The following is an 11,479-nucleotide window of genomic DNA, read 5'->3' as shown; positions in this document are numbered from 1 at the left end:
AATCACTAAAGAGATTTGACCATGAGCCATCTTGCACAAGCATTAGAAATAAAAAACACGCGATTTAAAAACCGAATCATTAAAGGTGCAATGAGTGAAGCATTGGCCAATCATGCAGGGCAACCGAACCAATTGCATTTAGGTTTATATGATGCTTGGGGGAAAGGCGGCTTGGGTTGTGCCATTACGGGGAATGTAATGGTGGATTTCCGTGCGAAGAATGAGCCGGGTGTTGTTGTAGTTGAAACTGAGCGTGATCTTGCCAAATTGACTGAATGGGCAAATGTGGGTAAAAAGCACGGGATGGTACAATTGATTCAGTTATCACATCCAGGTCGCCAATGTCCAAAAGGACTCAATAAAGAAACAGTGGCACCTTCAGCAGTGCCTTTTAGTCCAATGCTGGCAACGACATTTGGTACACCACGTGCACTCAATGAAGCAGAAATTTTAGATATCATTCAACGATTTGCTGAAGCTGCGCGGATCTGTGAAAAAGCAGGTTTTGAAGGTGTACAATTACATGGCGCACATGGTTATTTAATCAGTCAATTTCTTTCACCATTGACCAATAAACGTCAAGATCAATGGGGCGGTTCGATTGAAAACCGCATGCGTTTCTTGTTAGAAATTTATGCTGCAGTGCGTGCTAAAACCTCAGAAAACTTTATTATTTCAGTCAAACTGAACTCTGCAGATTTCCAGCGTGGTGGAATCACAGAAGAAGAAGTGGTTCAAGTATTTAAAGCCATTGATACAGCAGGGATCGATTTGATCGAAATTTCTGGTGGTACCTATGAAGCACCAGCAATGGCAGGCGCAAAAGCGGATAAACGTAAGCAAAGTACGATTGCACGTGAAGCATATTTCTTGGATTTTGCAGAAAAAATTCGTAAAGAAGTTAAATGTCATCTTATGGTGACAGGTGGTTTCCGTACAGCACAAGGTATGAATGCGGCTTTAGACAGTGGTGCGTGTGAATTTATTGGGATTGCACGTCCTCTTGCGGTAGAACCTGAAGTCAGCAACAACTTGATTGCAGGTCAGGACGTTCGATATGCGGTAGAGCAGATCAAAACGGGTATTCCTTTTGTTGATAAAATGGCGATCATGGAAATCCTGTGGTATGCCGCGCAGTTTAAAGCAATTGGTGAAGGGAAGAAGCCAAATCCTAAGCTTTCTCCACTCAAGGTTTTCTTTAATTATGCAAAAAATAATATCAAAGCGGTGATTCAAGGACGAGTGAACTCACGCAAATCAGCTTAAGGTCATCGAGTATTGATCATTAAAAAGACCATTGTGAAATGGTCTTTTTAATGTGTGAACTTTTTTATTTAAAAAGATAAAGACTGAATAGTGAATTTTAAAAAAGCTGCCATAAGTACGATTGTCTGGCAGCTTTTATTGACCGTTTTGAATCAATAACACTGAGATTCAGCTCAAACGTTTAGGGCGTGAAATTCAGTTCAAATTAATGCGCACAAAAAGCCATATTAAAATATTCAAATAATTCAGGCGTGTTCAACCACAGCATACTTGACAGCCCGAACAGAACAACAATAACCAACCAGATACTGAGCTTGAACCACGAGAATGAGTTAGTCATTAACCACAGCCTCTTCATTGACAAAGAAATGCACAATAACGCCGACTACACACAAGGCAATTGAGCATCCCCAAATGATGTTGTAGTTACCTGTTATATCATGATTTAAACCGCCTAGCCATCCACCAAAAAATGAACCGATTTGGTGAGTGAAAAACACCAGACCGCTTAGCATGGTTAAGTATTTTACACCAAACATATTGGCCACAATGCCATTGGTTAGAGGTACAGTCGAAAGCCATAAGATCCCCATAACGATACCAAAGGCGTAAACAGTCCAAATACTCAATGGCAGCATCAGAAATGCAACAATCGCAACGCCACGTAAACCATATAAACCCATAAGTAGATGCGGTTTAGAATACTTACCACCAAGCCAACCTGCGGTATAGGTTCCGATAATATTAAATAGACCAACCAATGCGAGAAAGATCGTTCCAGTAGAGGCATCAAAACCATGATCAATCAAATAACCTGGCAGGTGAATGCCTAAAAAAACCACTTGGAACCCACACACTGAAAAACCAAAGGCCAACCATAAAAAAGGTTTATGCTGAAAGGCAATTTTAAGAATCTGTTTAAAGCTTAAATTGGGTTTTATCGCTTGTTTAATTGCATTTGGTGGTACATACATAGGTGCTTTAAGCATCCATGCCAATGGAACAATCAACACGATCAGCATTGCTGTAATGACCAGCGCAGATGACCAGCCGAAGTTTTTAATGAGAAGCAGGGTGGTTGGCAACATAATGAATTGCCCAAATGAACCTGCTGCACTGGCAATACCCATTGCCATACTACGCTTGCTTGGATGCGCTGCTCGTCCTACGGCTGAAAGTAATACCGAGAATGATGTTGCAGAGAGGGCTAAGCCGATAATTAAGCCAACACTGATATCCAGTAACAGCACATTTGAACTGATAGACATTAACAATAGGCCAATGGTGTAGAGCACCCCGCCTATCGCAACAATCGTTTTACTCCCATATCTGTCTGCAAGCGCACCAGTAAAAGGTTGTACTGCGCCCCAGAATAGATTTTGTATGGCAATGGCTAAACTAAAAACCTGATGACTCCAACCAAACTCATGGCTCATGGGTACAAGATAAAGCCCAAAACCGTGACGTACACCTAAAGAGAGTGCCAGAATAAAAGCACTTCCAATAAGCATATAAATGAGCGGTTTAGAGAAACGCGTGTCGTCCTGTTGTACTGACATAAGCTATCCATTGAATCATCATATGAGAATTGTAGATGATTCAATGGGACTTAGCGATAGAATAAAAATTTATCAATCGATAAATTTTAGTGATCAATCAACACATTTTAGTGAAAATAAATTTAGCTTTTAGAAACGATAACCCACACCGACATAAGTAATCAGAGGATCAATATCAATTTTGGTTTTAGCGCCGATAAGCGATTTCCCTGTATTGTTGTCAACGACAGTGATTTTGACATCACCACTCATTGGTGCATAAGTGACAGAGCCTACTCCAAACCAACGATCATTAAAATCATAGGTTGCACCCAGTGTTGCCATAGGCGCTATGGCATCATCGGCTTTTACTTTAACGCGAGGATCAGCTGATGATGTTTTGCCTTCTAATGCTGCACCTGCCTGACCATCAAGAACATTTTGAACCATATGGCCTGCAGCGATTAAATCTTTGTTGATACCAGAGTCAATTTTTACATTGGTAAAATGCGCATACATGACACCGACGCCGACATAAGGTCTAAGTTTATTTACACCAGATTTACCAAATTGATAATGTATTTCAGCAGCAGGTAACCATGCTGTTGCAGATGCTGCTTTTTTCGATTGCTCTAAATTGGTAATTGGGATTTGTGTATCTAAGGGAATACCACCAATGCCATTAATTAAGCCATTGGCAATTCCGCCAATGATCGGTGTATCCAGCTTACCTTCAGGTGTCGCAATACCAAGTACAGGGGCATTAATCTGGCCTTGTCCTTTAATATCAACTTTAGGGGGAATACCTGCTTTAAATTCTAATGAAATATTATCAGTAAAGAAGTAATTTGCCATGATCCCTAAGGTATCAACATTATCTGCTTTCAGTCCTGCATCTGCATTATTCCAACTTTCTAAGCTGGTAATATTGGCTTTACCACTCATGTTTGAGGTTAATGTTCCATTTTTAATTAAGCCTAAAGTTTCACCAAGTTTTGCCACACCCAATAACTTTTCTTTTTTGGCGGCACCTTCTTCGGTATTGGCAATTGCATTGGTCACAGTGTCAAGTTGCACATCACCAACCGCATAATCGCCTTTCTTAACACTGGTATTGATGTTTACACCATTGGGATTACCTTGCGGCATTGCATGTAGCCAACCTGCTGAAACAGAAAAGCGTTTAAATCCATCACCATCTTTCAGACTAAAATAGGGTGAATCTGCATGGGCCATCATCGGTAAAGTCATGCATGAGGTCATGATGCAAAGTAATGATTTTTTCATAGGTTTGGACTCCATGTCCGTAATTGATACTAATTTTTATGCGTTTTTATTATTAGAAGTTTTTGCTGTTAATTAATGTAGTCTTTACAAAGGCTTTTTTTAATTGAATGTTCTTTTTTTAATGTTTTATTTATCATAAGTTTATAAATGTAATACAACTGTAATCGTGTTGTCATGATACTACATGCTAAAAATAGGCCATGATCTCTGTTAAAAATAACCATAAAACATTGACTTGGCCGACAAGGAAAAACTTAAGCCATAAAAAAAGGCCATATAAATATGACCTTTTGTTAAGCAGCATAAGTCATTTTAGTCAATGACTTTCGTTATTTTTGAAAACGAGATAGATCTTCTTCAGGGCGTGCGGTTAAAACTTCTACACCGTCTTTGGTCACCAGCAGGGTATGTTCGTATTGAGCTGAAAGACTATGGTCTTTGGTCACCACCGTCCATTTATCACCCATTAAACGTGTTTGCCAAACACCCGCGTTGACCATTGGCTCAATGGTAAAGGTCATGCCTTCTTCCAAAACCATACCTGAATTAGGTTGACCATAGTGAAGGACTTGTGGCTCATCATGGAATACTGTACCAATACCATGACCACAATATTCACGCACCACACTAAAGCGTTCTGATTCAACATATTTTTGAATCGCTGCGCCGATATCACCAATGGTTGAACCCGGTTTCACCGTTTCCATACCACGGTACATTGCTTCTTGAGCAACTTTACATAAACGTTCAGCAATAATCGATGTTTCACCACCAACCACATACATCATATTGGTGTCGCCGTGATAACCATCTTTAATCACAGTCACATCAATATTGAGAATATCGCCTTTCTTTAAAATTTTACTTGCAGATGGAATACCGTGACATACCACATGATTTACAGAGGTACAAATCACATGTTGGAATGCAGGGCGACCAGGTGCAGCGCCATAACCTAAACATGCAGGTATAGCGTCTTGTTTGTTGACAATATAGTCATGACAAATCGTATCCAATTCAAGTGTACTGACACCTGGTTTGATATGCGGTTTGATCATATCCAAAACTTCTGCAGCCAATCGACCTGCAACACGCATCTTTTCAATTTCATCTGCGGTTTTGATTAATCGACGTGGTGCTTCGTAAGTACTGTTCATGATCTTTAAAAACTTTTGGAAATTTGTATGTGACTATGGTATAAATAGCCGCCCAATTTATCAAATGCTTTCTGTGACTTTCTTTGTGAATGGTTTATGGAAATATTGATAAGGGTAATTTAAAAATCCGCACATATGTCGTCACATTACTCTGGGTGCCTGAAAGGGTGGAGAATGCGGACATATGGAGGCCTAACCCAAACTTTTAAGGTAAAGAAAATGGCAGATTACAACGTAAGCATGCGCGACCTTCTTCAAGCTGGCGCGCACTTTGGTCACCAAACTCGCTTCTGGAACCCAAAAATGCGTCAATACATTTTTGGTGCGCGTAACCGTATTCACATCATCAACCTTGAACATACTGTTCCTGCGTTAAATGATGCTTTGAATTTTGTTAACAATCTAGCAAGCAAAAAGAACAAAGTATTGTTCGTTGGTACAAAACGTGCTGCTTCTAACATCATTCGTGAACAAGCTCAACGCGCTGGTCAGCCTTATGTTGATCACCGTTGGTTGGGTGGTATGTTGACTAACTGGAAAACTCTTCGTCAGTCAATCAACCGTTTGAAAGATCTTCAAACTCAATCACAAGATGGTACTTTTGCTAAACTTACTAAACGTGAAGCATTAGAACGCGCTCGTGAAATGGAAAAACTTGAACGCTCTTTAGGCGGTGTTAAGAACATGGGTGGTTTACCTGACGCATTGTTCATCATCGACGTTGATCACGAAGCAATCGCGATTAAAGAAGCTAAAAACCTTGGTATTCCAGTAATCGGTATCGTTGATACAAACTCTAACCCAGATAACGTAGATTTCGTTATTCCTGGTAATGACGATGCGATCCGTGCTGTTACACTTTATGCTTCTGCAATGGCTGATGCAATTCTTGCTGGTAAAGAATACGCTCAAACTCAAGCGAATGCTCAAGCTAAAGGCGAAGAAGCTGCGAAAGAAGCTCCTGAGGCTTAATGCGTTTTGACGCAAGCTTGTCATTTTTGTGATTTAAAATGATGACAAATTGAGCGTCGAGAAAGCAAAACGGCCCAGAGGAACCTTTGGGCCGTTTTTGTTGAACAGATTCATATTCTACCGTATTTAGGAGAACAACATGACTGCAGTTACTGCGAGCATGGTAAAAGAATTACGTGACCGTACTGGTCTTGCAATGATGGAATGCAAAAAAGCATTAACAGAAGCAGACGGTGACATCGAATTAGCGATTGATAATCTTCGTAAATCAGGTCAAGCAAAAGCAGCTAAAAAAGCTGGTAACATTGCTGCTGATGGCGCGATCACAATTGCTCAAGAAGGTAACAAAGCAATTCTTTTAGAAGTAAACTGTCAAACTGACTTCGTTGCTAAAGACGAAAACTTTGCTGGTTTCTCTGCGAAAGTTGCTGCTGCTGCACTTGCTGCTGGTGTAACTGATGCTGCTCAAATTGCTGAATTGAAACTTGAAGATGGTTCAACTGTTGAAGAAGCTCGTATTGCGCTTGTTCAAAAAATCGGTGAAAACATCCAAGTTCGTCGTGCTGCAATTGTTGAAGGTGAAAACCTTGCAGTTTACAAACACGGTTTAAAAATCGGTGTTGTTGTTTCTTACACAGGTTCTGCTGAAACTGGTAAAGGTATTGCAATGCACGTTGCTGCGTTCAACCCAGTTGCTGTAACTGCTGAAGATGTTTCTGCTGATCTTATCGCGAAAGAGAAAGAAATTGCAGAAGCTAAAGCGATTGAATCTGGTAAGCCAGCGAACATCGTTGAAAAAATGGTGACTGGTTCAGTTGAAAAATACTTGAACGAAGTTGTTCTTGAGCGTCAACAATACGTAATCGACAACGACAAAAAAGTTGCTGAAGTATTGAAAGCGACTGCAACAACTGTAGCTCAATTCGTTCGCTTCGAAGTGGGTGAAGGTATTGAGAAGAAAGCTGAAATGAGCTTTGCAGAAGAAGTTGCTGCTGCTCAAGCGGCTGCTAAATAATTTTTACTCACTGAGTATAATTATTGAAAACCCCTCTTTAGAGGGGTTTTTTTTGTCTGTAATTTAATTGAAGTAGATTTAGAAGAATTAATTCATACATATCTAAAAGATTATTCTTTTATAATTCCACCATGAACATTGATTAGACTCGAACTTTATGGCAAATAAAACACAACTTGGTATTGGTGCTGTAATTGCAGTGATCGTCGCAGCTTATTTGGGTGTTGATCTCAATCAACAAAAAAATCAAACAACTGAACCCTCTAAAGTTGAATCAATCGATCAGCAAAACAATCATTCACAAGACAATACACAGCATGTGGATGAGCAGGGTAAAGATAACCAATTTAAAGATAAGCCGTCTGCCAATAGTCAAAATCAAAATGGTCTTGAGGTTATTCGAAAAGCCTATGATGCAAAACTCAGTAATGTTCAAGTACAATCCATCGGTCGAGTAAAAGCCGTGTTGCGTGATGATAATGAAGGTTCACGTCATCAAAAATTTATTCTTGCACTGGATAATGGCTTGACTGTATTGGTTGCACATAATATTGATTTAGCACCCCGTATCGATAATTTACGCAAAGGCGATACTGTCGAATTTTTTGGCGAATATGAATATAGCAATCAAGGTGGCGTAATGCACTGGACACACCATGATCCAAAGCGTCGTCATCAAGATGGTTGGCTAAAACATAATGGAAAAACTTATCAGTAATCTATTGGTTATTTTCTTAGGTGCACAAAAGATCTTTGTATTTTCCATGTCTAATCGTATAGATAGCAATTTTGTTCTATACGCTTTTTATAAACATGCTATTTTTAAATTATTATCAAAAGTCTGAATAGAAAAAATGCAGGAGTGGGCAAGCTACTTTCACCTAAAAGAATTGGGTGGATTAGAGTTGTTAAAAGCACAGTATCACCATAAGCAATTTTCAAAGCATGTGCATGAAGGTTATTGTATTGGTGTGATTGAAGATGGTGCACAGAGTTTTTATCGGACTGGGCAGTTACATACAGCACCGAAGGGCGACATTATTTTAGTCAATGCTGATGAAATTCATACAGGTTCATCTGCTGTCGAGTCAGGCTGGAAATATCGTGCAATTTATCCAACGCCAGAAATGTTGTTAGATGCAGGGCAAGATTTTTTTAGTGTTAAAAATAGCGTACCGTGGTTCCCACAAGCAGTTGTGCAAGATGTTGGATTGGCACAGCAACTCTGTTTACTTTTTGATTTATTAGAACAAAAAGAAAATACTTTACTGAAAGAGAGTATGTATTTATCCACTTTAGCCCGCTTAATCAGTCGTTATGGTCGTGCCAAATTAACACCTGCTGAATTACCAGAAGCACAACGGAAAGTTGAAATAGTCAAAGATTTATTAAGCAGTTTTCCTGAGGATGATTATTCGCTCACTGATTTGGCGACCTATGTAGGATTAAGCCCTTGGCATTTTTTACGTGAATTTAAAAAATATACGGGCTTACCACCGCATAGCTGGTTGGTTCAGGTCCGTTTACAGAAAGCGCGCCAATTATTAAAACAAGGTCAGAGTATTGCAATGACTGCCCAAAATAGTGGTTTTTCAGATCAAAGTCATTTTAATCGACATTTTAAAAAAGCAGTTGGGGTTACGCCCTCTCAATATTTAAGCACATTAAATATTTAATAAATGTATTTGGGAATAGCCATTTAAACGTTTACAGCTCCTGACCAAATAGCAATTTCATTCAAGCGATCACTGAGCATTTATAAGATACTGCTTAAATTCTTAGATTTGGATTTTGCAAATGAGTGATCAATTTGAATCTTATACTGCCGAGATTGAGCCGAAGTCTAAACAAAATAAAAAGGCTTTTTTCCAAGGTGTGGTCGATATTTTACCTTTATCTATTGCCGTACTGCCTTGGGGTATTCTGGCTGGATCAATGGCAATCAATGCTGGATTAAGCTTTGCACAAGCATTCTCAATGTCCGCTGTTGTATTTGCAGGTGCAGCACAGTTGGTGAGTTTAGGTTTAGTCATGTCACAGGCATCTGCCTTGACGATTATGATTACCGTGTTTTTCTTAACCAGTCAGCATTTAATTTATGCGCTTAATTTTCGTCAAGATGTCAGTCGTTTTCCGTTTAAGCAACGTATATTAATTGGCTTCTTGCTGACAGATGAACTGTTTGCTGTCGGTATTGGCAAAGATAAACAACGCAGCTTTGCTTATTTGTTGGGTGCTGGGCTGTGTTTTTATTTGGCTTGGTGCCTATTTAGTGTGTTGGGCATTGTACTGGCTAAATCAATTCCAAATTTAGAAAGCTTACATTTAGATTTTTCAATTGTTGCGGTATTTATTTTGATTATTGTGCCTATGGTGAAAAATAGCGCAACTTTGGTAGGCGTTATGTGTACCTTGCTATCTGCCTGTATTTTTAAATATTTTCAATTTGAAGGGGGCATTGTGCTATCGGGGATTTTGGGGATGTTTGGTGCGATGTGTACGGCAAAGATCGTCGGAATAAAAAATATAGGCGTAGCAAAATGACATGGACTTTATTGTTAACTTTGGCAGGCATTGTATTGATTAACCGCTACTTTTTCTTAGAACCTAAAATCGCCCTGAAATTACCTCGTGTGATTGGAAATATGTTGCAGTATTCAGCGCCATGTTTGCTGACTGCAATTTGTGCACCAATTGTATTTTTTAATGGAGATCAATTGCGTACATTGCCTTTGGATGCCTATTTTTTAACAGCAATGATCTGTGTTGTTTTAGCGCTTATTTCTAAGAAAATTCTAGTCAATTTAGCTTTAAGTTTATTGTGCTTTTACGGGTTATTTTATCTGTTAAATTGAAAAAAATGGAGGGAAAAGCCGAATTGGATTTTCCCTTTGGTTTATTTGCGCTAAAAAGCCAGTTTCTGGCGTGTTTTCCATTTGGGTAGTACTTTACCAAGATAGGCATCCATACACCATACAGGGCCAATGAGGAGGAATTGAAGGTCTTTAAAGAAAGAAGGCTTTTTACCCTCGACTTTGTGACCATAAAATTGACCAATCCAAGCCAAAATAAACACCCCAATATAGAAACCAACACCAACAGGAAGTAAGTAAATGATCCATGCCATGACTGCAATTAATGCGGTCATTGCTACAGCAAGAACAATATCCAAACGGGCATAGAAAACGAGGGTAAGAACCAGAAGCAGTGCGGTAAGCAAAGCACTAAAATGTGCAAGAATCCCAATGATGGCAAATAAAATCGCGGGGACACAAGCCCAATGGATGGCTTTATTGGTTTTGTTTTGATGACTTTCGCTATATTCATCGAACCATTCGGTGATTGTTTTCATTTGGCGCTCCATGCATGTGGTTGGCTATATTTATTTTTGCTGAAAACAATATAAATCAGAATAATGTTTTGGTCAAAATAGCGGCGTTAAATAAAACCCAGTGCTGGTTAGGGGGATTTCAATGTGTTGCCTGATAGAAGTTTAAAATATCTCGTGCCCATGTTTGATGTTCTGGTTTAAGTGTGACTTTGATTTCTTGAAAATTGGTGACATCGTTGCCATCACTTTCATCGGCATAATAGGTGATCCCATGTGTCTTGTTGGGATAGTTGGGAATTTGATAGCTAAAATACACTTTATTTTTATTGGCTTTGACGATGTTTAACAGGTGATTTTTATCTTCAATGGCACCAAATTCATTGTCTAAACTGAGCTTTTTGACATTGGGGAAATACAAACTTGCGCTATGCATGGCACAGCCAGCACACGCGGATGAATTATAAATGGTGATGACTTCATCTTTTTTTTGGCTTGCCAGCACAGCATAGGCAACGCCAGAAGGTCCCATATCCGTGCTAATCACTTGCCATGATAAGGGGGTAAGTACAGGACCAATACCGGGCAGTAAAATGATTTTAAAGTTTTTTGCTTGAGTTGCAGATAATGTATAACTGAACTGACATTTCACTTGTTGGGTATTGTTGATCTTACAGACGGCATCATCTTTGTAGAATCCTGTATCGTTAAAAGGATTGGGAATTGCAGCAATATAGGTATCCACGGTTACATTATTGCTGAGTGTGGCTGCGGGAAGTTGTTCAAGTTGGTGTTGTGGGTGAGGTGCTTGGTTGGTTTTTAGATCAGGAAAAGTGGGTTTGAAAATAGTGATATCTCCATAAGCAAAACCACTCAGGCCCAATAGTATGATTAAAAATTTCGAATTAAGCATGTC

At 39.3% G+C, this 11,479-nt stretch carries 12 protein-coding genes; 7 read left to right on the top strand and 5 right to left on the bottom strand.

Going from position 1 to position 11,479, the window contains the following annotated elements:
- Positions 1-21: 21 nt before the first annotated feature.
- Positions 22-1,266 carry an NADH:flavin oxidoreductase/NADH oxidase family protein gene (locus tag PYV58_RS15265; RefSeq protein ID WP_034614284.1) on the top strand — a complete coding sequence of 415 codons (1,245 nt, stop codon included), beginning with the start codon at positions 22-24 and terminating at the stop codon, positions 1,264-1,266.
- A 332-nt stretch (positions 1,267-1,598) separates the two neighbouring features.
- Here the strand turns inward: PYV58_RS15265 and PYV58_RS15260 are convergent, their stop codons facing one another.
- The 3 genes from PYV58_RS15260 to map all read right to left on the bottom strand — a co-directional run bounded on the left by PYV58_RS15260 (position 1,599) and on the right by map (position 5,248).
- Positions 1,599-2,825, bottom strand: a complete 1,227-nt coding sequence (locus tag PYV58_RS15260) for an MFS transporter (protein ID WP_034614286.1) — start codon at positions 2,823-2,825, stop codon at positions 1,599-1,601.
- Between the two features lie 129 nt (positions 2,826-2,954).
- Positions 2,955-4,091 (bottom strand): OmpW family outer membrane protein, encoded by a 1,137-nt coding sequence (locus PYV58_RS15255; protein ID WP_004820002.1) that lies wholly within the window; start codon positions 4,089-4,091, stop codon positions 2,955-2,957.
- A gap of 329 nt (positions 4,092-4,420) precedes the next feature.
- Positions 4,421-5,248: a type I methionyl aminopeptidase gene (gene map, locus PYV58_RS15250; protein ID WP_004722029.1), complete on the bottom strand. Its 828-nt coding sequence runs from the start codon at positions 5,246-5,248 to the stop codon at positions 4,421-4,423.
- A 219-nt stretch (positions 5,249-5,467) separates the two neighbouring features.
- On the opposite strand from map, the gene rpsB reads away from it, so the two are divergent.
- The 6 genes from rpsB (at position 5,468) to PYV58_RS15220 (ending at position 10,090) form a co-directional block, all read left to right on the top strand.
- Positions 5,468-6,220, top strand: coding sequence for a 30S ribosomal protein S2 (gene rpsB / locus PYV58_RS15245; RefSeq protein WP_004722027.1), 753 nt, complete (start codon positions 5,468-5,470; stop codon positions 6,218-6,220).
- Between the two features lie 139 nt (positions 6,221-6,359).
- A complete protein-coding gene (tsf, locus tag PYV58_RS15240; RefSeq protein WP_004722025.1) occupies positions 6,360-7,235 on the top strand; it encodes a translation elongation factor Ts in 876 nt (291 codons plus the stop codon).
- A gap of 157 nt (positions 7,236-7,392) precedes the next feature.
- Complete coding sequence (locus tag PYV58_RS15235) at positions 7,393-7,953, top strand: DUF3465 domain-containing protein (protein ID WP_034614292.1); 561 nt, start codon at positions 7,393-7,395, stop codon at positions 7,951-7,953.
- 136 nt (positions 7,954-8,089) lie between these two features.
- Positions 8,090-8,911 carry an AraC family transcriptional regulator gene (locus PYV58_RS15230; protein WP_034614295.1) on the top strand — a complete coding sequence of 274 codons (822 nt, stop codon included), beginning with the start codon at positions 8,090-8,092 and terminating at the stop codon, positions 8,909-8,911.
- Between the two features lie 121 nt (positions 8,912-9,032).
- Positions 9,033-9,779 (top strand): AzlC family ABC transporter permease, encoded by a 747-nt coding sequence (locus tag PYV58_RS15225; RefSeq protein ID WP_034614299.1) that lies wholly within the window; start codon positions 9,033-9,035, stop codon positions 9,777-9,779.
- Positions 9,776-10,090, top strand: a complete 315-nt coding sequence (locus PYV58_RS15220; RefSeq protein ID WP_034614302.1) for an AzlD domain-containing protein — start codon at positions 9,776-9,778, stop codon at positions 10,088-10,090. The genes PYV58_RS15225 and PYV58_RS15220 overlap by 4 nt, the downstream gene beginning before the upstream one ends.
- 50 nt (positions 10,091-10,140) lie before the next feature.
- Here PYV58_RS15220 and PYV58_RS15215 read toward each other — a convergent pair whose 3' ends face one another.
- Positions 10,141-10,587, bottom strand: coding sequence for an Mpo1-like protein (locus tag PYV58_RS15215; protein WP_004722016.1), 447 nt, complete (start codon positions 10,585-10,587; stop codon positions 10,141-10,143).
- Between the two features lie 118 nt (positions 10,588-10,705).
- Positions 10,706-11,476: a DUF4850 domain-containing protein gene (locus tag PYV58_RS15210; RefSeq protein WP_034614305.1), complete on the bottom strand. Its 771-nt coding sequence runs from the start codon at positions 11,474-11,476 to the stop codon at positions 10,706-10,708.
- Positions 11,477-11,479: the final 3 nt, after the last annotated feature.

This window comes from Acinetobacter sp. TAC-1, assembly GCF_029025845.1.
Lineage (GTDB): Bacteria > Pseudomonadota > Gammaproteobacteria > Pseudomonadales > Moraxellaceae > Acinetobacter > Acinetobacter guillouiae.
This window is presented reverse-complemented; position numbering and strand designations above follow the sequence as displayed.

Coding starts and splice junctions, on each gene's coding strand:
- PYV58_RS15260 (WP_034614286.1), bottom strand. CDS start 2,825: ATGTCAGTACAACAGGACGACACGCGTTTCTCTAAACCGCTCATTTAT.
- PYV58_RS15255 (WP_004820002.1), bottom strand. CDS start 4,091: ATGAAAAAATCATTACTTTGCATCATGACCTCATGCATGACTTTACCG.
- PYV58_RS15235 (WP_034614292.1), top strand. CDS start 7,393: ATGGCAAATAAAACACAACTTGGTATTGGTGCTGTAATTGCAGTGATC.
- PYV58_RS15265 (WP_034614284.1), top strand. CDS start 22: ATGAGCCATCTTGCACAAGCATTAGAAATAAAAAACACGCGATTTAAA.
- map (WP_004722029.1), bottom strand. CDS start 5,248: ATGAACAGTACTTACGAAGCACCACGTCGATTAATCAAAACCGCAGAT.
- PYV58_RS15210 (WP_034614305.1), bottom strand. CDS start 11,476: ATGCTTAATTCGAAATTTTTAATCATACTATTGGGCCTGAGTGGTTTT.
- PYV58_RS15215 (WP_004722016.1), bottom strand. CDS start 10,587: ATGAAAACAATCACCGAATGGTTCGATGAATATAGCGAAAGTCATCAA.
- PYV58_RS15220 (WP_034614302.1), top strand. CDS start 9,776: ATGACATGGACTTTATTGTTAACTTTGGCAGGCATTGTATTGATTAAC.
- tsf (WP_004722025.1), top strand. CDS start 6,360: ATGACTGCAGTTACTGCGAGCATGGTAAAAGAATTACGTGACCGTACT.
- PYV58_RS15225 (WP_034614299.1), top strand. CDS start 9,033: ATGAGTGATCAATTTGAATCTTATACTGCCGAGATTGAGCCGAAGTCT.
- rpsB (WP_004722027.1), top strand. CDS start 5,468: ATGGCAGATTACAACGTAAGCATGCGCGACCTTCTTCAAGCTGGCGCG.
- PYV58_RS15230 (WP_034614295.1), top strand. CDS start 8,090: ATGCAGGAGTGGGCAAGCTACTTTCACCTAAAAGAATTGGGTGGATTA.